This window comes from Sorangium sp. So ce296, from assembly GCF_051529605.1.
Classification (GTDB): Bacteria; Myxococcota_A; Polyangia; order Polyangiales; family Polyangiaceae; genus Sorangium; species Sorangium cellulosum_D.
In genome coordinates, this window is record NZ_CP150325.1 from 1755744 (window position 1) to 1774494 (window position 18751).

Here is an 18751-nt window from a genome sequence, read left to right on the forward strand (position 1 = left end):
CGCCGGACCTCGGCTCCTGCGGCCGAGGCCGGCCGAAGCCGGACCTCGATCGCGTTGATCGCCTCGCCGGCACTTGCCGCCGAAGCGGTTGGTTCGAGATTCCGAAGAGAGCAGCCCACCCAGGCTGCGATGCAGCTGGCATGCCGCCCCGGGCGGGCAGCTTGTACACCGTGGCTGCGAAGCCATGGCGCACGCGGCTCAGGCTCGCCCGCGCGAGCGCTGAGGCAAAAAGGAGCCGCTAGAGAGCCGGGAAGGTCTCGATGCTCCGGGCGTACGCGCGCACGGCGCCCGTGTGCATCTCACGTCGGCCGCTCCGCCGACGGGCGGAGCGAGCCAGGACGGAAGCGAGGTTCAGGAGGAGGCGCGAGCGCGCGGGGTCCGAGGAACTCGGAGCCGCGGGATCAGACGGAGAACGAGGAGCCGCAACCGCAGGTGCTCTTGACCGACGGGTTGCTGAACTTGAAGCCCGAGCCGTGGAGGCCTTCCACGTAGTCGATCTCGGTCCCGTCGAGGTACTGGAAGCTGAGCGGGTCGATGTAGAGCTTGATTCCGCGGTCCTCGAACTCCTCGTCGAACTCGGTCGGCTTGTCCTCGAAGTACAGGTCATAGGAGAAGCCGGCGCATCCGCCGCCCACGACGCGCAATCGCAGCCCCTGCCCCAGCAGCTCCTCCGCGGTCGCGATCTCCATCACCTTCTCGGCTGCCTTCTGCGTGATCGTGATCATCCTGAATCTCCTCTGCGTGCTTTGTCCGGCGGGGGACGGCATGTCCTGCCCGAGGGGGCGCTCGCCCCGATGGAGGGCGAACCGCGCGTGCGCCCGGCCGGCCGTGCCCTGGGGTGGGGTGCTCAGGGCTAGCCAAAGATACGCACCTCCAGCGATGTCCGCCAGTGCCTCAACCGGAACGGGGTACGCCTTCGACCTGACCGCCCGGTCGTCCAGGGAACGCCGCCGTTCGCGCAGGGGAACCCGCCCTTTTCCCCGGTGAGGCCGCAGCCGGGGGGCCGCAGCTGAGGGCCGCTGCCCTCGCCCGCACAGGCGAGGCTTGACGCCCGCCCGCCGGCCAGCCACGCTATCATCCGTTCATCCGGATTGAGAGATACGCGTTGCCCGACCTCACGGCCACCACCGAGCTCCTCCGGCTCCTCAGCGACCCGACCCGCGTCCGCCTGCTCGCGCTGCTCGGCCGCGAGGAGCTGAGCGTCGCCGAGATCACCGACGTCACGCAGCTCGCGCAGTCCCGGGTCTCCACGCACCTCGGCAAGCTGCGGGAGGCCGGCCTGGTCAAGGACCGGCGCGACGGGGCGTCGTCCTTCTACGCGATGAGCCACGGCGCGATGCCCGAGGAGGCGCGGCGGGTCTGGGCCCTGCTCGAGGCGACCACGGAAGATCCGCTGATCGAGCAGGATCGCGAGCGCGTCCGCGAGGTCGTGCGGGCGCGCGCCGGCGGGGCGAGCTGGGCCGACTCGGTGGCCGGGCGCATGGAGCGGCACTACTCGCCGGGGCGGACCTGGGAGGCGTCGCTGCGCGGGCTGCTCGGCCTGATGTCCCTCGGCGACGTGCTCGACATCGCCTCCGGCGACGGCGCGCTGGCCGAGCTCGTCGCGCCGCGGTGCCGCACGATGACCTGCCTCGACGCGAGCGAGACCGTGATCGAGGCCGCCCGGCTGCGCCTCGCGCGCCTCGGCAACGTCCGCTTCGCGCGCGGCGACATGCACGAGCTGCCGTTCGAGGAGGCGTCGTTCGATCAGGTGATGCTGATGAACTGCCTGACCTTCGCCCGGTCGCCCGCCCGCGCCATCGCCGAGGCGGCCCGCGTGCTCCGGCCGGGCGGCGCGCTCGCGGGGGTGACGCTGAAGACGCACCGGCACGAGATCGCGGCCGTCACGTACAGCCACGTGCGTTTCGGCTTCGAGCCGCGCGAGCTCCGGGCGATGCTCGAGGCCGCGGGCCTCGCCGTGGACGCCTGCGACGTGACCTCGCGCGAGAAGCGCCCCCCTCACTTCGAGGCGATCTCGATCCACGCCCGCAAGGAGGGCGCGGCCGAGGCCGCTCCGCCGGCCCGCGAGGGCGAGGACGCAGGACCCCGGGCCGCGCGGCCCTCTCAACAGGACGGCTGCGCCGCGGCCGCCGCACCCACGGAAAAGAAGCCCAGGAGAAGAGCAGAGCCATGAACGGAAGCGAACGCCCCGCGCGCCTCGAAGAGATCCTCGACAGCCGGATCCTGTGCCTCGACGGCGCGATGGGCACGATGATCCAGCGCTACCGCCTGGGCGAGGCCGACTACCGCGGCGAGCGCTTCCGCGACCACGCGATCGACCTCAAGGGCAACAGCGACCTCCTCGTGCTGACGCGGCCGGACGTCATCGCGGAGATCCACGGCGCGTACCTCGACGCCGGCGCCGACATCATCGAGACGAACACCTTCACGGGCACCTCGATCGCCCAGGCGGACTACCGGCTCGAGTCGCTCGCCTACGAGATCAACCTCACCGCGGCCCAGATCGCCCGGAAGGCGGCCGACGCGTGGACGGCGCGCACGCCCGACAAGCCGCGCTTCGTCGCGGGCTCGATGGGGCCGACGCCGAAGACGCTGTCGATCTCGCCGAGCGTGAACGACCCGTCGTTCCGCGCCGTCACCTTCGACGAGCTGCGGCGCGCGTTCGCCGAGCAGGTGCGCGGGCTCGTCGACGGGGGGGCCGACGTGCTGCTCGCGGAGACGTTCCTCGACACGCTGAACATGAAGGCGTGCCTCGTCGCGATGGAGGAGGTCTTCGCCGAGAAGGGGCGGCGCCTGCCGATCATGCTCAGCGTGACGATCACCGACCGGAGCGGCAGGACGCTCGCCGGCCAGACGATCGACGCGTTCTGGACGAGCGTGGAGCACGCGAGGCCGCTCAGCGTCGGCCTCAACTGCGCCCTCGGCGCGAGCGACATGCGGCCGTACCTCGTGGATCTCGCGAAGCTCGCCCGGGCGCGGGTGAGCTGCTACCCGAACGCGGGCCTGCCCAACGCGTTCGGCGAGTACGACGAGCAGCCGGAGACGACGTCGCGGCTGCTCGCGGAGTTCGCGCAGAGCGGGCTCGTGAACATCGTCGGCGGCTGCTGCGGGACGACGCCGGACCACATCCGCGCGATCGTCCGGGCGGTCTCGGAGCGGAGGCCGCGGCCCCTGCCCACGGAGCGCGACGGCTTCGGGCGCTTCAGCGGGCTGGAGACGCTCGTCATCCGGCCCGACACGAACTTCCTGATGATCGGCGAGCGGACCAACGTGACCGGCTCGGCCCGGTTCATGGAGCTCATCAAGAAGGGCGACTTCACGACCGCGCTGGAGGTGGCGCTCGACCAGGTGCGCGGCGGGGCGAACATCCTCGACGTCAACATGGACGAGGGCATGCTCGACTCCGAGCAGGCGATGACGACGTTCCTGAACCTCATCGCCACCGAGCCCGAGATCGCCCGCATCCCGATCATGATCGACAGCTCGAAGTGGTCGGTCATCGAGGCGGGGCTCAAGTGCATCCAGGGCAAGGGGATCGTCAACTCGATCAGCCTCAAAGAGGGGCCGGAGGACTTCCTCAGGAAGGCGCGCACCATCCGCCGCTACGGCGCGGGGGTCGTGGTGATGGCCTTCGACGAGGTCGGCCAGGCCGAGACGGTGGAGCGGAAGGTCGCGATCTGCCAGCGCGCGTACAGGCTGCTCACCGAGGAGGCCGGCTTCGATCCGCAGGACATCATCTTCGACCCGAACATCCTCGCGATCGCGACCGGCATCGAGGAGCACAACGAGTTCGCCAAGAACTTCATCGAGGCGACGCGGATCATCAAGGCGACCTGCCCGGGGGCGCGCATCAGCGGCGGCGTGTCGAACCTGTCGTTCTCGTTCCGCGGGAACAACGTCGTCCGCGAGGCGATGCACTCGGCCTTCCTGTACCACGCCATCCGGGCGGGCATGGACATGGGCATCGTGAACGCGGGGCAGCTCGCGGTCTACGAGGACATCCCGAAGGACCTGCTCGAGCGGGTGGAGGACGTCATCTTCAACCGGCGCCCGGACGCCACCGAGCGGCTCGTCGAGTTCGCCGAGCAGGTGAAGGGCAAGGGGAAGAAGAAGGAGCTCGACCTCGCCTGGCGCGAGGGCCCGGTCGAGGAGCGGCTGTCGCACGCGCTCGTGAAGGGGCTCGTCGACTTCATCGAGGCGGACGTGGAGGAGGCGCGGAAGAAGTACGCGAAGCCCCTCTCCATCATCGAGGGGCCGCTGATGGACGGGATGAAGATCGTCGGCGAGCTGTTCGGCGCCGGGAAGATGTTCCTCCCGCAGGTGGTGAAGAGCGCCCGCGTGATGAAGCGGGCCGTCGCGTACCTCCTGCCGTTCATGGAGGCCGAGAAGGCCGCCGGGGGCGGGACGTCGTCCCAGGGGAAGGTCGTGATGGCGACCGTGAAGGGCGACGTGCACGACATCGGCAAGAACATCGTGGGCGTGGTGCTCGGGTGCAACAACTACGAGGTGATCGACCTCGGCGTGATGGTGCCCCAGGACAAGATCCTGGAGACGGCGCTGAGCGAGAAGGCCGACATGATCGGGCTGAGCGGGCTGATCACGCCGTCGCTCGACGAGATGGTCAGCGTGGCGCGCGAGATGGAGCGGCGGGGCATCCGGCTGCCGCTGCTCATCGGCGGGGCGACGACGAGCCGGCAGCACACGGCGGTGAAGATCGCGCCGGAGTACGGCGGGACCGTGGTGCACGTGCTCGACGCGTCGCGGGCCGTGGGCGTGGTGTCGAGCCTGCTCGACCAGACGAACCGGCAGACGTTCGACGCGCAGAACCGGGAAGAGCAGGCCAAGCTGCGCGAGCTCTTCGCGAGGAAGCGGGCGAAGCCGCTCGTGACGCTCGCCGCGGCGGACGAGGGGCGGCTCAAGATCGCGTGGCGGCCCGAGGACATCGCGGCGCCGTCGTTCACCGGGCGGCGCGTGGTGGACGACGTCCCGCTCTCCGAGATCGCGCGGTACATCGACTGGACGTTCTTCTTCACGGCGTGGGAGCTCAGGGGCCCGTTCCCGCAGATCCTGGAGCACCCGCAGTACGGCGAGGCGGCGCGCGAGCTGTTCGACCACGCGCAGAAGGTGCTGCAGCGGATCATCGACGGCAGGTTGATCCAAGCGCGGGGCGTCTACGGGTTCTGGCCGGCGAGCGGCGAGCAGCGGGACATCGTGCTCTACGGCGACGAGGCGCGCTCGCGCGAGCTCGTCCGGTTCAACATGCTCCGGCAGCAGCAGGTGAAGGCCGCGGGCGGCGCCGAGGAGGACGGCGAGAAGGCCGTGGCCGGGGTGAAGCCGTACCTGTCGCTCGCCGACTTCGTGGCGCCGAGGGAGAGCGGGCTCGCCGATCACGTCGGCGCGTTCGCGGTGACGGCGGGGCTCGGGCTCGATGAGGTCGTGCGCGCGTACGAGAAGGACAAGGACGACTACAGCGCGATCATCGCGAAGGCGCTCGCGGACCGGCTCGCGGAGGCGTTCGCCGAGCTGCTCCACGAGCGGGCGCGGAAGGAATGGGGGTACGGCGCGGCAGAGGCGCTGAGCAACGAGGAGCTCATCGCCGAGAAATACCGGGGGATCCGGCCGGCGTTCGGGTATCCGGCGTGCCCGGAGCACACCGAGAAGCGCAAGCTGTTCGCGCTGCTCGACGCGCCCTCGGTCGGCATCGAGCTGACCGACACCTGCGCGATGACGCCGGCGGCGAGCGTGAGCGGCATTTACCTGGCGCACCCCGAGGCGCGGTATTTCATGGTGGGGCGCCTCGGCAGGGATCAAGTCGCGGACTACGCGAAGCGCAAGGGGATGACGCTCGAGGAGGCCGAGCGGTGGCTGTCGCCGAACCTGGGGTACGACCCGAAGGCGGCGGACACCGCGTGAGGCTTCTGCGCGAGCTGCCTCGCCTCCTCTGGTCCGAGCCGAGAGCGCCTCATCCGCCCGGCGTAGGCAAGGGAGACTGGGCGCTGCTCGGCGTGCTCGTCGCGACTGGGCTGGTCGAGCTGGCCGTGAGGCTGGATCGCTCGTGGACATCCGCCTCTCTCTTGGTCGGCTTCGCCCTCACGCCCACGGTGCTGTGGCGGCGATCGAGGCCGCTGTCGATGGTCGTGATCGCGTTCGGCGCGAGCACGGCCATGGCGTTGACCCGGCTCTCGACCGGCGGCGACCTCCCCAGGCTGCACACGGCGGCCTTCCTGCTCTTGCTCCCCTACTCCCTGCTCCGGTGGGGCGCCGGACGCGACGTCATGATGGGCTCGCCCATCCTCCTGGTCTCGGCGTCGCTGGGCCTCCTCGCGGATCGGGCGAAGACGAGCGACGTCATCGGGGCCTTCGCCGTCCTGCTCTCCGCCATGGCGCTCGGCGCGGCGGTCCGCTATCGGGCGCGCGCGCGCTCGCACGAGCTCGAACAGGTGAAGCTGCGCGAGCGCGCGCAGCTCGCGCGCGACCTCCACGATACGGTCGCCCATCACGTGTCCGCCATCGCCATCCGCGCGCAGGCCGGGCTGGCCACGTCGTCCAAGAACCCCGAGGCCGCGATCGACGCGCTCCGCGTCATCGAGACCGAGGCGTCGCGCACCCTCACCGAGATGCGCGCGATGGTCCGGTTCCTGCGGCGAGACGAGTCCGCCGATCTCGCGCCGAGCCCGCGCATCGCAGACCTCGATCGCCTGGCCCACCGGTCCGCCGAAGGCCCCGAGATCCACGTCGAGCTCTCCGGGGACTTCGACGACCTCTCACCGTCGGTGTCAGCCGCGATCTACCGCCTCGCGCAGGAGTCGATCACCAACGCTCGGCGGCACGCGCGGCACGCGACGCGGATCGACGTCGGCGTCTCCGCAGACCGTGACTCGGTGAGCCTGCGCGTCAGCGACGACGGCGCCCCCGCGAACGCTCGCCAGCCCGCCTCGGTGGGCTACGGGCTCCTCGGCATGATCGAGCGAGCGGAGCTGCTCGGCGGCACGTGCCACGCGGGCCCGCGCCCGGAGCGCGGCTGGACGGTGACCGCCGTGCTGCCTCGAAGGGGACCGGCCCTATGAGCATTCGAGTCGTCGTCGCCGACGATCAAGAGATCGTCCGCACCGGGCTCACCATGATCCTCAATGCCCAGCCCGGCATCGAGGTCGTGGGCGCCGCCGCCGACGGCCACCAGGCCGTGCGGCTGGCGCTCGAGCTTCGCCCCGACGTGTGCCTGCTCGACATTCGCATGCCCGGCATCGACGGCATCGAGGCCACGCGACGGCTCGCCGGCCCGGGCGTCGACCGGCCCATCGGGGTCGTCGTGATCACCACCTTCGACCACGACGACTACGTGTATGGCGCCCTCAAGGCCGGCGCCCGCGGCTTCCTGCTGAAGGACGCCGGTCCGGACCTGCTCGCCCAGGCCGTCCGCGCCGCCGCGAGCGGCGACGCCTTGATCGCGCCCAGCATCACCGCGCGGCTCCTCGGCGCCTTCGCCGACGCCCGGCGCCCCCTGGCGCGAGCGCAGCCGAGGGAGGCCCTCACCGACCGGGAAGAGGAGGTCCTCCTCGCCGTGGCCCGCGGGCGAACCAACGCCGAGATCGCCGAAGAGCTCCACATCAGCCTCAGCACCGTCAAGAGCCACATCGCCAGCCTCATGGCCAAGCTCGGCGCGCGCAACCGGGTCGAGATCGCCATCTGGGCGTACGAGACCCATCGCATCCAGAGCTGATCGGCCGAAAGTACGACCTCCCGGTCCGCCTCTCGGCCGGCTGCGATTTGGCCGCTCTGCCGATGTTCGCGGCCGGGGCCGTCGTTACGCTCGAGCGCATGATGGATGAGAGCGCTGCAGCGTCCTATGCTTCACCCTCCGTGTCGCCGTCGAGCGGCCGGCGCCTTCAGGACCGGAGACGAGGGCGGCCGAGCACGAGGGCCCCCTCGGCGAAGGGAGCATGGCGCGTCCCCGCGCTGCTGATCGCGCTCAGCGCGGTCCCGGTCGCCGCCGGCGCCGTTCGCCTGATCGGGCTGGCCGGCGGCGCGGAGATCACCCCGGAGAACGCGCGGTTCTTCGCGGATCCCGTGCCCGTGGCGCTGCACATCCTGAGCGTCAGCGTCTGGTGCGTCCTGGGCGCGTTCCAGTTCTCCTCCGGCCTGCGCCGCCGGAGCCCCGGATGGCATCGAGGCGCTGGGCGGGTGCTGGTCCCCGTCGGGCTCATCGCCGCGCTCTCGGGTCTATGGCTGACCTGGAGCTACCCCCCGGTCGATCACGACGGCCCGCTGCTCCATACCCTCCGGCTGGCGGTGGGCTCGGCGATGGCGCTGTGTATCTGCCTCGGCTTCGCCGCCATCCGCCGCCGGGACATCGCCGGGCACCGCGCCTGGATGATGCGGGGCTACGCGCTCGCCCTCGGGGCCGGCACGCAGGTGCTGACCCACGTGCCCTGGCTGCTGTTCGGCGGGATCCGCGACGAGATCAGCAGGGCGCTCGCCATGGGGGCCGGCTGGGCGATCAACCTCGCCGTGGCCGAATGGATCCTCCGCAGCGCGGCGGCGCGAGGCGGCGCGGCGGGCGCCGTGATAGACCAGCGCGCATGACCGAGGCCGAATGGTTTGACCTGAACCGCCGCGCCTGGAACGCGCGCACCCCCGTGCACCTGGGGTCCAAGTTCTACGATCTGGCCGCCTTCCGGGCCGGCGCGAGCTCCCTCAAGCCGATCGAGATCGAGCAGGTCGGCGACGTCCGGGGAAAGACGCTCCTCCACCTGCAATGCCACTTCGGACAGGACACGCTCTCGTGGGCGCGGCTCGGCGCGCGCGTCACCGGGCTGGACCTCTCCGACGAGGCCATCAAGGCTGCTCGCGCGCTCGCCGCGGAGCTCTCGATCGACGCGCGGTTCGTGGAGGCCAATACCTACGACGCGCCCGCGGCGCTCGGCGGCGAGACGTTCGATATCGTCTTCACCTCGTACGGCGTCCTCGGCTGGCTCCCGGACATGACGCGGTGGGCGCGCGCGGCCGCCGCGTGCCTGAAGCCGGGGGGTGTCCTGCACCTCGTCGAGTTCCACCCGCTCGTCTGGACCTTCGACGACGCGTTCGAGCACATCGCCTACGCGTACGACGGGCACGGGGAACCGATCGTCACGGAGCAGACAGGCACCTACGCCGACCGCGACGCGCGCGTGAAGCTCCGGGAGGTCGGCTTCAACCACGGGATCGGGACGGTGGTGACAGCGCTGCTCGAGGCAGGCCTCACCCTGGAGCGGCTCCGGGAGCTCGACTGGTCGCCCTACGACATCTTCCCGGACATGGAGGAAGGGCCGCCCGGGCAGCTCCGCATGAAGAAGTTCGGGCGCCGCCTGCCGCTCGTCTTCGCGCTCGCGGCGCGGCGGGGGCGCTGAGCGCGGCGACGATGTCGTCCGCGTAGCCGGCAAGCCTCACGCCCGCTCAGGGCGCCGCCGCGCCGCCGGCCGCCTTGGCGTACGAGCTGCCCGCAGGCGCCGTGAGGTGCGGGTTCCTCTCGATCTCCTCCGCGGCCGCCGCGGACCAGCGCGCCATCGCCGGGAGCGACGTGATGGTGCCCGCATAGGCCCGCGCGACCTCGTCGATCTCGACGTCGTACGAGAGCAGGCGCGTCACCACGGGCGCGAACATCGCGTCGGCGATCGAGAAGGCGCCGAACAGGAACGGCCCGCCCTGGCCGAACCGGGAGCGGCAGTCGCGGAAGATCTCGAGGACGCGCGCGATGTCGCGGGCGGCGCCGTCCGAGATCGCGCGCCGCGGGTACCGCCGCGCGACGTCCATCGGCAGCTCCCGGCGCAGGTCGGCGAAGCCGGCGTGCATCTCGCTGCTGACCGCGCGCGCGACCGCGCGGGCCTCGCGCCCCTCGGGCCACAGCCGCGCTGCGGGGAACGCCTCGGCCACGTACTCGCAGATGGCGAGCGACTCCCACACGACGAGCTCGCCGTGGCGCAGGGCGGGCACCTTGCGCGTCGGCGAGCGCTGCGCCACCCGATCGACCCAGTCGGGGAGCTCGTACGGAATGACGTGCTCCTCGAACGGGACGCCAGCGTGGGACATGGCGAGCCACGGCCTGAGCGACCAGGACGAGAGGTTCTTGCTGCCGATGTAGAGGTGAAGCTCGGGGGTGCTCATCGTTTCGTCTCCTTGTTTCGTCGGGCCTTGCGGGGCGCGGCGGCGCGGGGGCTCCGGTCGCCGCCCGGGCCGCTCGAGGGCTGCGGAGGGGGAGAGTCGCCGCAGAGGACGGCGCGCTCCTCGGTCAGCATGCGCGCGAGGGCGTCCAGCACCGCGCGGACGCGGGGCGCGTGCTGGAGGTCGCGGTGGACGGTGAGCCAGACGGCGCGGCGGGGCTCGTCCGGCAGGGGGATGCGCGCGAGGTCCGGCTCGTGGTCGCCGATGAAGCACGGCAGGAGCGCGACGCCGATCCCGACGCGCGCGGCGCCGAGCATGCACGCCGTGCTGTTGCTCCGGAGGACGCACGGGCCGCCCGCGGCCATGCGCTCGAACCAGACGTGCTCAGGCGGCATCGCGCCGGGCGCCTCGATGCCGATGCGCGCGTGCGCCGGGAGATCGGCCGCGGTGGGCGCGCCGCGGCGCTCGACGTAGGCGCGCGCGCCGTACACCGCCCAGCCGACGACGCCCGCTTTCCGGACCACGAGGCCGCCCTCGGTCGAGCGGAAGAACCGGACCGCGATGTCCGCTTCCCGCCGGGAGAGATCGAGCGCGCGGATCGCGGTCACGAGCTCGACCGAGATCCCCGGGTGCGCCGCGTGGAGCGCGCCGAGCCGGGGCGCGATGAAGCGGCTGCCGAACGCCTCGGCGGCCGTCACCCGCACGGTGCCCGTGAGGCGCTGGTCACGGCCGAGGCTCCCGCGCTCGATGGCGAGGATCGCCTCCTCGACGCGCGCGACGTCGGGGATCAGGCCGAGGCCGTCGTTCGTGAGCGCGTATCCGGAGGGCGATCGCACGAAGAGCCGCACGCCGAGCGCCTCCTCGAGCGCCTCGACCCGGCGGCCCACGGTCGTGTGATCGACGCCGAGCGCGCGGCCGGCGCCGGCGAGGGAGCCCGCCCGGGAGAGGGCGAGGAGATACCGCAGGTCGTCCCAGCTCATCACGATGCGACTCTCCCAGCCACGCTGCGCGCGAGCATGCGCTCGCGGCAGCGTACCGGGGAGACGGCAAATGTGCGCGCCGGCTGTGCAAAAATGCACAAGCCTGCTGCGCGCGGGCGCGCTACCCGCCGACCGAGAACACACCGCCTCTCCGGCACGGCGTCTGGAGCGACAGCGAACGTCGCGCTACGGAGCGCCGCTCAGGCGCACAGGACGCGCTCGTCGACCGGGAGCCGCGCGCTGCGCTCGGGGTGCGCGAAGCTGCCAGGCGATCGCAGCGCGCCGCAGAGACCAGCGTCGGCCAGCGAGACGAGCGCGCCCGGCGCCGCGGGCAGCGGGCCCTCGCACCGGATGAGGTGCACCAGCGCGTGGACCGTCGGACCGGGCCGGAGGAGGCTCTCGTAGAGCGCGTGGCCGAAGACGAGCGCCGCGGCCTCGCCCCGCTGCACGGCGCCCCGCGCCTCATCGGCGCAGCGCCCGAGATCGGCGGCGTCTTCGAGCAGGGGGGCGCGGCGCGCGTCGTGGAGCAGCAAGAGCCCGCCCTCGTCGAGGAGCGCGAGCCCGTCGAGCTCGCGCGTGCGCGCCGGCGGGAGCGCCTCGGCGGACGGGTCGAGGCGCGCGGCGATCGCCCGGTGCTGGCGCGCGTGGAGCTCCGCCTTCGCGCGCGGGAACGCGGCCCACACGAGCATGTTGAGGAAGTCGTGCCAGTTCCTCGGGCGCGTGGGCACGCAGCCCTCGACGTGGATGCGCGCGTCGTAGAGCGACGAGGGGTCGAGCGGACCGCGCCGGCCGCGGCGCCGCGGCCTCGGCGGCTGCTCCACGAAGCGGACGGGGAAGCACTCGCCGAGCGCGCGGCCATAGCCCTCGACCGGCGGCCAGTCGACGCACCCCGAGAACGCCTCGGCCCACGGACGGATGGGCCAGTAGAGACGGCTCTTCTCGTAGAAGAGCGGCTCCCAGGGGACGGGGCTGGGCCCCGGTGCGCCGCCCTGTTGCGGCGCAGCTCGGCCGTCGGCGCTCACGCAGGGCAGCGTAGGAGCAGGACCGCGAGAGCTCAAGCCGCGACGGCGCGCGCGGGATAAAGCCGCGACGGCGCGCGTGCGATGAAGCCGCGACGGAGCGCGTGCGATGAAGCCGCGACGGAGCGCCGCCCCGGCGGGCCGCCCGGCGCCGTGATATCCTGGCGCCCCTGATGACGCCGGACCTCATCGTTCGCGGGTTGCGGGTGGTCACCGGGGGCGCGGTGCGGCCGGCCTCGGTGCACATCCAGGGCGGCACGATCGCCGCCGTCGCCGGGCACGACGAGGTGCCGGAGGGCTGCCCCGTCGTGGACGCGCGAGGCGCGGTGGTGATGCCCGGCCTCGTCGACGCGCACGTGCACATCAACGAGCCCGGACGCACCGAGTGGGAAGGGTTCGAGACGGCGACGCGCGCCGCGGCCGCCGGCGGCGTGACGTCGCTCGTCGATATGCCCCTCAACAGCATCCCGCCGACGACCACGGTCGCGCACCTCGAGGAAAAGGCGCGCGCGGCCGAGGGCCGCTGCCTCGTCGACGTGGGCTTCTGGGGCGGCGCCGTCCCGGGCAACGCGGGAGAGCTGATTCCGCTGCTCGAGGCCGGCGCGCTCGGCTTCAAGTGCTTCATGGTCGACTCCGGCGTCGCGGAGTTCGGCCACGTCGCCGAGGCGGATCTGCGGGCGGCGCTCGAGGTGCTCGCGGGCACGGGGGCGCCGCTGCTCGTCCACGCCGAGCTCCCCGGCCCGATCGACGCGGCGCGCGCGGCGATCGCCGGCCTGGATCCGCGGACGTACGCCGCCTACCTGCGCTCGCGGCCGCGCGAGGCGGAGGACGAGGCGATCGCCCTGCTCGCGTCGCTCTGCCTGGCGACCGGCGCGGCGGCGCACGTGGTCCACCTCTCGTCGGCGACGGCGCTCGACATCCTGCGGCGGGCGCGCGACGGCGGCGCCGCGCTGTCCGCGGAGACGACGCCGCATTACCTGCACTTCGCCGCCGAGGAGATCCCGGACGGCGCGACGCCCTTCAAGTGCGCTCCGCCGATCCGGGAGCGCGAGAACCGCGAGGAGCTCTGGGCCGCGCTGCAGGGCGGGCTCATCGATCTCGTGGTCTCCGACCATTCCCCGTGCACGCCCGAGCTCAAGCGGCTCGAGGCCGGCGACTTCGACGCGGCCTGGGGCGGGATCTCGAGCCTGCAGCTCGGGCTGTCGATCGTGTGGACCGACGCACGGAAGCGGGGCATCCCGCTCGAGCGGCTCGCGGACTGGCTGTGCCGGGGGCCGGCGCGGCTCGCCGGGCTGCGCCAGAAGGGGGAGATCCGGCGCGGGTTCGACGCGGATCTCGTGATCTGGGATCCGGAGGCGAGCTTCCGGGTCGAGCCGCCGCTCATCCAGCACCGGCACAAGGTGACGCCGTACGCGGGGGAGGAGCTCCACGGGGTCGTCCAGGCCACCTATCTCCGCGGCGAGAGGGTGTTCGACCGCGGGAGCTTCTCCGGAGAGGCGAGAGGGCGATGGCTGAAGCGAGAGGGGTGACGGGGCCGGCGTTCGCGGAGGCGCTCGATCTCGCCTCGGAGCGCCTGGGCGGCGCGGTGATCTCGGCGAACGACGAGTTCTTCGCGCCGAAGGAGAACCTGCTCAAGGCGTCGAAGCCGGTGTTCCTCGAGCACGAGTACACCGATCGCGGCAAGTGGATGGATGGCTGGGAGACGCGCCGGCGCCGGACTCCCGGGTTCGACTGGTGCCTCGTCCGGCTGGGGTTGCCCGGGATCATCCGCGGGGTCGTCGTGGACACGGCGTTCTTCCGGGGCAACTACCCCGAGCACTGCTCGATCGAGGCGTGCGCGGCGCGGCCCGACGCGCGGGTGGAGGAGCTGCTCAATCCGCGGACCCACTGGGTCGAGATCCTGCCGCGCTCGCCGCTCGCGGGCGACGCGCAGAACGCGTTCGCGGTGAGCTGCCCTTTCCGGTTCACGCACCTCCGCCTGAACATCTATCCGGACGGCGGGGTGGCGCGCCTCCGCGTGCACGGCGATGCCGTCCCCGACCTTCGCCGGCTCGACCGCGCGGGCGCGGAGCTCGATCTCGCGGCCGCGGAGAACGGCGCCCGCGTGCTCTCGTGCAGCGACATGTTCTTCGGGGTGCGCCACAACCTCATCATGCCCGGCCGGGCGGCGAACATGGGAGAGGGCTGGGAGACGCGCCGCCGGAGGGGGCCCGGGTACGACTGGGCGCTCGTGGCGCTCGCGGCCCAGGGCGAGATCCACCGGATCGAGGTCGACACCAACCATTTCAAGGGCAATTACCCCGACAGCTGCATGATCGAGGGGATCGACGCGGCGGGGCGCCCGCCGGAGGAGCTCGCCGGCGCGAGCGATTTCCGGGAGATCGTGCCGCAGACGAAGCTCCAGGCGCACACGCGGCACCTCTTCGAGGAGGAGCTCCGCGCGGCGGGGCCGTTCACGCACGTGCGGCTGAACATCTATCCTGACGGCGGGGTGAGCCGCCTCCGCATCTTCGGTAAGGCGACCCGGAGCGGGGCGGCGGAGCAGCGGCTCCGCTGGCTCAACGCGCTCACGGACCGGGAGGCGGAGGCGGAGCTCCGCGCGGCGTGCGGGGCGTCCTCGTGGGCGTCGCAGATGGCGGCGGCGCGGCCGTTCCGCGACGAGGAGGCGCTCTGCGCGACGGCGTCGCAGGTGTTCGCGCGGCTCGGCCCGGAGGACTGGCTCGAGGCGTTCCGCGCGCACCCCCGCATCGGAGAGACCAGGCCGCAGGCCGAGGCCGCGGAGGCGAGCGCGACGGCGAGGCGGTTCTCGAGCCAGGAGCAGGCGGGGATGAGCGCGGCCGCCGAGGAGACGCGGGAGGCGCTCGCGCGCTACAACCGGGCTTACGACGAGAAGTTCGGGTTCATCTATATCGTCTGCGCGACCGGGAAGAGCGCGGACGAGATGCTGGAGTTGCTGCGCGAGCGGATCGAGCACACGCCGGACGAGGAGCTGCACATCGCCGCGGAGGAGCAGCGGAAGATCACGGAGATACGGCTGAAGAAGCTGCTGTGGGGCGCGTAGATCCCCCGGGGGGGCACGGCCGCCGAGGCGGGGGCGCCAGAAGGCTTTTGCGCCAGCACGAGCCCTGTCTGCAAACCGGTCTATCCGGCTGTCGGGCGTCAGCGCGACAGCTGGCCTCGTAAGGCGCCGTCGGGGAAATCGGCGGTGCGGACGGCGACGTAATACCGCTCCGGCGCGGTGAGCAGCGCGCTCAGGTCGTCGGGGGACGCGCCGACGCAGCCCGTGGAGCTGCCGCCCGTCGGCGGCATCAGCGTGAGGACGACGCGGCCCGCATGGCCGGCAGAGCCCTCGTGGACGCGCGCCGCGATCGCGGGCGCGATGCCGGAGACCGTGAGGTCGAAGCAGACCTCGCCCTGGGCGAGATCGAGCGTGAGCCGGGCCGTGCCGCTCCCCCGCCGATCGCCGCGGCCGGGCGCTTCGTCCTGCCCGGTCAGCGCGGCCGTGAGCGGCCGGATCGGGCGCTCAGGCAACGCCGCGCGCGCGAGCGCCGCCGCCAAGAGGACGGCGCCCAGAGCGGACATCGTGAGATGCGGCATGTCTCCCTCCTGCACATCCCAGGGATGCGCCATGCGAGGGCGCAACGAAGAGCAAAGACGACGCCGGCCCGCGCGCGCGTCGCACGCCCGGCGGCGCCGCGGGCAAGGAGGGCTGCGATGGACATAGCCCCTCCACCGTCGCGCCCGGCGAGCCGAGTCGAGGACGAACGCGGACAGGAGCGGCCCAATGCATGGCCCCAAGTCGCCGCTTCTGCCGAGATTGAACCCGGATCGACGGAAGCGTAGAGTGTCCGCCACTCATGATCTCGACCCGAAAGCCGTCCCGCGCCGCGACGTCCCGGCGCGTCGAGGGCAAGCCGCCCCGGCAGCGGCTCGACCTCGACGCACGCCGCGCGCAGCTGCTCGCGCTGGGGCTCGAGCTCTTCAGCCAGCGAGCCTACGACGACGTGTCGATCGACGAGGTGGCGCAGGCCGCAGGCATCTCGAAGGGGCTTCTCTACCATTATTTTCCAACCAAGCGCGATTTCTACATTGCCGTCCTGCGTGAAGCGGCGCGCGAGCTCGTCGAGCGGTCGCTGGACGTCGACGACGTGCCGGTGCCGGAGCGGCTGCGCACCGGGCTGGACGCCTATCTGGCCTACGTCGAGCGACAGGGGATCTCGTACGCGGCCGTCTTCCGGGGCGGCATCGGCTCGGACGCCGAGGTGCTGGCGATCATCGAGGAGACCCGCAGCCGGTTCCTCGACAAGCTGCTCGCCGATGCGCCGGTGGCCGAGCGGCCTCCGGCGCTCCGGGTGGCGCTCCGCGGGTGGATCGGGTTCGTGGAGGCGACGAGCCTCGACTGGATCGAGCGCCACGAGCTCGACCGGGCGTCGCTGCGCGACCTGCTCGCCGATCTGCTGCCCGAGGTGGTGCGGCTGGCCATGCTGCACGCGGGCGGACAGGGCGCCGGCGAAGCCGCGGCGGAGGCGCCCGCCTGAGGGCGGCCGGCCCGCCGCGGCCGGGGGTCAGGGTTGACGGCGAGTCCGCGTTCTGCCAGGAGACGGGCGCGCGCGACGCGCGCGGAGAGCACGGCGGAGGCACCCGATGAGCACAGAGAACCCGAAGATCGAAGACGACTGGACCATGCCCAAGCTCATCGCGCTCGCGGCCGCGACGCTCACCGTGGCCTTCACGGTCATCTACCTCATCTCCCCCTGACGGCGCCGCACGGCGCTGGCCAGCGCCGCCTCGCGCAGCGCGGCCAGCGCTACAGCCGCCTCGCGCAGCGGACACCGAGCGCGTCCGTGAGATCGGCCGGATCCCAGCTCTCCCGCAGGAGCGTGGAGATGTCCTCCGCTGCAGGCTGCCACCAGCTGCCGCCGCGGATCACCCGCGCACCGCCGCCCTCGACCTTCGCGCAATCGCGGCACGGATCGAGGTAGGGCCCGTCGATATCCAGGGTCCACTCCCACAGGTTCCCCGCGAGGTCGGCCTGCCCCCACCGTCCATCGCCCCTCGGTGACTTCGAGCCGACAGCCGCGCTGCCCGTCACGTCGTAGACGGCGTACGTCGCGTTCGGAAACGCGTTGCCCCACGGATACTCCCGCTGCTCGCTCCCGCCGGCCGACGCATAGTTCCACTCCGCCTCCGTCGGGAGCCGCCCGCCATCCCAGGCGCAGAACGCGAACGCGACGAACCAGCTCACGCAGCTGATCGGCTTGGCCTCGTTCTCGCCCGCATCGTCGGTCCACGTGTGCAATCCCGGCTTGCACTTCAACGCCTCCCTCAGCGCGGCCCGACTCGCCGGCAAACGAGCGCCCCACCCGTCGTCCCAGCCGCTCCCCGGGATCGCCGGGTGAGCTCCTTCGCCGCCGTCGGGCCGGCTCTCGGGGTACGCCTCCACGAACCTGCGGAACCGTCCGACCGTGACCTCGTACCGGTCCAGACGAAGATCGCTCACCTCCGCGGGATGGGCCGCGTCGTTGCTCCGGTCGTACCTGCCGCCCGGAACGCGCGGGCTCGCGCAGCAGGGCTGGTTCCGCTCCGGACCGCAGGTCTCGCCCGCTCCGGACCCGCCGGCCTCGCAGCTCCGCGGCACGACGCACGCGCCCGCGCCGCACCATCCGGCGCAGGCGGCACGCCGCCACTGCCCGTCGCTGTCGCACACCTCCAGGCGATCGCCGGCGCACCGCGCCTCCGCCGGAGAGCACGCCACGGAGCTCCCCCCGCCGCCGGCCTCGCCACCGCCGCCGGCCTCGCCGCCGCCGCCGGCCTCGCCGCCGCCGCCGCCACCCGCCTCGCCGCCGCCACCCGCCTCGCCGCCGTCACCGCCTCCCCCAACCGCGGATCCACCTGCTGCACCGGAAGCGGCGCCATCGCCTCCCGTGGCGCCCGGCTCGACGAAGCGCCGCACCTCCGGCGTACACCCCGCCCAGAGCGCCGCCGTCGCGACCCAAAGCAAGCCAGCGCCGCGCAGGAGACCCCGTGCTTCACCCGAGCGAGTTCGTAGAGAGCCCACCGTTCCCCCTCCCGCTGGCCCGACGCCAGGCAGCATCCACCGTATCACGAGCCCCTCCGCCACGCGCCGCGCCAGGCCGCCGCCGCCGCGGCCCCTCGAGCGCGCCGAGGGCGATCCGCGCGCGGATCCAGCGCGCCGCGCTCGAGCGGCCGAGCATCCGTCGCGAGGCACCGGGCGCGCGCTCAGCTGCCGCGGTACGTGGTGTAGCCGTAAGGGCTGAGCAGCAGCGGGACGTGATGGTGCTGCGCCGGGTCCCGGATCTCGAAGAGCACCGAGACCGTGGGGTAGAAGCTCTGGGACCCGAGCGCCGCATAATAGGCCCCGGTGTGGAAGGTGAGCCGGTAGGCGCCCTCGACCGGGCGCTCGCCGGGCGGGAGCAGGCCCCGCTGCCGGCCGTCGTCGTCGGTCGTGCCCCGGCCGACCTCCCGGTAGCCGTCGCCGTCACCGACCTCCAGCACCACCAGCACGCCGCTCGCCGGGCGGCCCCGCGACGTGTCCAGCACGTGCGTCGTGATCGCGCTCATCGATCCTCCTCTCGCTCGGGCTCGGGCCCTCGC

General features: G+C 72.6%; 16 protein-coding genes. 9 read left to right on the plus strand and 7 right to left on the minus strand.

Going from position 1 to position 18751, the window contains the following annotated elements; translation table 11 throughout:
* Positions 1-401: 401 nt before the first annotated feature.
* Positions 402-725, minus strand: coding sequence for an iron-sulfur cluster insertion protein ErpA (erpA, locus tag WME98_RS06635; RefSeq protein WP_012238498.1), 324 nt, complete (start codon positions 723-725; stop codon positions 402-404).
* A gap of 380 nt (positions 726-1105) precedes the next feature.
* On the opposite strand from erpA, the gene WME98_RS06640 reads away from it, so the two are divergent.
* The 6 genes from WME98_RS06640 (at position 1106) to WME98_RS06665 (ending at position 9386) form a co-directional block, all read left to right on the plus strand.
* Positions 1106-2173 carry an ArsR/SmtB family transcription factor gene (locus tag WME98_RS06640; protein WP_437950523.1) on the plus strand — a complete coding sequence of 356 codons (1068 nt, stop codon included), beginning with the start codon at positions 1106-1108 and terminating at the stop codon, positions 2171-2173.
* Entirely contained in the window at positions 2170-5913 is a 3744-nt protein-coding gene (gene metH / locus WME98_RS06645) for a methionine synthase (RefSeq protein ID WP_437950524.1), read from the plus strand. The genes WME98_RS06640 and metH overlap by 4 nt, the downstream gene beginning before the upstream one ends.
* The gene (locus WME98_RS06650; RefSeq protein ID WP_437950525.1) at positions 5910-7067 is read left to right on the plus strand and encodes a sensor histidine kinase; all 1158 of its coding nucleotides are present in this window, start codon (positions 5910-5912) and stop codon (positions 7065-7067) included. The genes metH and WME98_RS06650 overlap by 4 nt, the downstream gene beginning before the upstream one ends.
* Positions 7064-7720: a response regulator gene (locus tag WME98_RS06655; RefSeq protein WP_437950526.1), complete on the plus strand. Its 657-nt coding sequence runs from the start codon at positions 7064-7066 to the stop codon at positions 7718-7720. The genes WME98_RS06650 and WME98_RS06655 overlap by 4 nt, the downstream gene beginning before the upstream one ends.
* Before the next feature lie 98 nt (positions 7721-7818).
* Complete coding sequence (locus WME98_RS06660) at positions 7819-8583, plus strand: DUF2306 domain-containing protein (RefSeq protein ID WP_437950527.1); 765 nt, start codon at positions 7819-7821, stop codon at positions 8581-8583.
* A complete protein-coding gene (locus WME98_RS06665; RefSeq protein WP_437950528.1) occupies positions 8580-9386 on the plus strand; it encodes a class I SAM-dependent methyltransferase in 807 nt (268 codons plus the stop codon). Before WME98_RS06660 ends, WME98_RS06665 begins: the two co-directional genes overlap by 4 nt.
* Positions 9387-9432: 46 nt before the next feature.
* On the opposite strand, the gene WME98_RS06670 is transcribed toward WME98_RS06665, so the two are convergent.
* From WME98_RS06670 to WME98_RS06680, 3 genes are all read right to left on the minus strand, one after another.
* Positions 9433-10140 (minus strand): glutathione S-transferase family protein, encoded by a 708-nt coding sequence (locus tag WME98_RS06670; protein ID WP_437950529.1) that lies wholly within the window; start codon positions 10138-10140, stop codon positions 9433-9435.
* Positions 10137-11117, minus strand: coding sequence for a LysR family transcriptional regulator (locus tag WME98_RS06675; protein WP_437950530.1), 981 nt, complete (start codon positions 11115-11117; stop codon positions 10137-10139). Before WME98_RS06675 ends, WME98_RS06670 begins: the two co-directional genes overlap by 4 nt.
* Positions 11118-11317: 200 nt before the next feature.
* On the minus strand, positions 11318-12139 hold the full coding sequence (locus WME98_RS06680; protein WP_437950531.1) for a DUF3025 domain-containing protein: 822 nt from the start codon (positions 12137-12139) through the stop codon (positions 11318-11320).
* A 170-nt stretch (positions 12140-12309) separates the two neighbouring features.
* Between WME98_RS06680 and allB the strand changes: the two genes are divergently transcribed.
* On the plus strand, positions 12310-13665 hold the full coding sequence (allB, locus tag WME98_RS06685) for an allantoinase AllB (protein WP_437950532.1): 1356 nt from the start codon (positions 12310-12312) through the stop codon (positions 13663-13665).
* The gene (locus tag WME98_RS06690; protein WP_437950533.1) at positions 13644-15197 is read left to right on the plus strand and encodes an allantoicase; all 1554 of its coding nucleotides are present in this window, start codon (positions 13644-13646) and stop codon (positions 15195-15197) included. Before allB ends, WME98_RS06690 begins: the two co-directional genes overlap by 22 nt.
* A 98-nt stretch (positions 15198-15295) precedes the next feature.
* Here the strand turns inward: WME98_RS06690 and WME98_RS06695 are convergent, their stop codons facing one another.
* A complete protein-coding gene (locus WME98_RS06695; protein WP_061624014.1) occupies positions 15296-15733 on the minus strand; it encodes a CHRD domain-containing protein in 438 nt (145 codons plus the stop codon).
* 260 nt (positions 15734-15993) lie between these two features.
* Here WME98_RS06695 and WME98_RS06700 point away from each other — a divergent pair, with 260 nt between their 5' ends.
* Entirely contained in the window at positions 15994-16674 is a 681-nt protein-coding gene (locus WME98_RS06700) for a TetR/AcrR family transcriptional regulator (RefSeq protein ID WP_020738894.1), read from the plus strand.
* 269 nt (positions 16675-16943) lie between these two features.
* On the opposite strand, the gene WME98_RS06705 is transcribed toward WME98_RS06700, so the two are convergent.
* Both WME98_RS06705 and uraH read right to left on the minus strand, forming a co-directional pair.
* Complete coding sequence (locus WME98_RS06705) at positions 16944-18137, minus strand: formylglycine-generating enzyme family protein (RefSeq protein WP_437950534.1); 1194 nt, start codon at positions 18135-18137, stop codon at positions 16944-16946.
* A 239-nt stretch (positions 18138-18376) separates the two neighbouring features.
* A complete protein-coding gene (gene uraH / locus WME98_RS06710) occupies positions 18377-18718 on the minus strand; it encodes a hydroxyisourate hydrolase (protein WP_437950535.1) in 342 nt (113 codons plus the stop codon).
* Positions 18719-18751: the final 33 nt, after the last annotated feature.

Excerpts from the sequence above, each read along its gene's own strand:
- erpA (WP_012238498.1), bottom strand. The coding sequence starts at position 725 with ATGATCACGATCACGCAGAAGGCAGCCGAGAAGGTGATGGAGATCGCG.
- metH (WP_437950524.1), top strand. The coding sequence starts at position 2,170 with ATGAACGGAAGCGAACGCCCCGCGCGCCTCGAAGAGATCCTCGACAGC.
- WME98_RS06655 (WP_437950526.1), top strand. The coding sequence starts at position 7,064 with ATGAGCATTCGAGTCGTCGTCGCCGACGATCAAGAGATCGTCCGCACC.
- WME98_RS06660 (WP_437950527.1), top strand. The coding sequence starts at position 7,819 with ATGATGGATGAGAGCGCTGCAGCGTCCTATGCTTCACCCTCCGTGTCG.
- WME98_RS06665 (WP_437950528.1), top strand. The coding sequence starts at position 8,580 with ATGACCGAGGCCGAATGGTTTGACCTGAACCGCCGCGCCTGGAACGCG.
- WME98_RS06670 (WP_437950529.1), bottom strand. The coding sequence starts at position 10,140 with ATGAGCACCCCCGAGCTTCACCTCTACATCGGCAGCAAGAACCTCTCG.
- WME98_RS06675 (WP_437950530.1), bottom strand. The coding sequence starts at position 11,117 with ATGAGCTGGGACGACCTGCGGTATCTCCTCGCCCTCTCCCGGGCGGGC.
- allB (WP_437950532.1), top strand. The coding sequence starts at position 12,310 with ATGACGCCGGACCTCATCGTTCGCGGGTTGCGGGTGGTCACCGGGGGC.
- WME98_RS06690 (WP_437950533.1), top strand. The coding sequence starts at position 13,644 with ATGGCTGAAGCGAGAGGGGTGACGGGGCCGGCGTTCGCGGAGGCGCTC.
- WME98_RS06695 (WP_061624014.1), bottom strand. The coding sequence starts at position 15,733 with ATGCCGCATCTCACGATGTCCGCTCTGGGCGCCGTCCTCTTGGCGGCG.
- WME98_RS06700 (WP_020738894.1), top strand. The coding sequence starts at position 15,994 with ATGATCTCGACCCGAAAGCCGTCCCGCGCCGCGACGTCCCGGCGCGTC.
- uraH (WP_437950535.1), bottom strand. The coding sequence starts at position 18,718 with ATGAGCGCGATCACGACGCACGTGCTGGACACGTCGCGGGGCCGCCCG.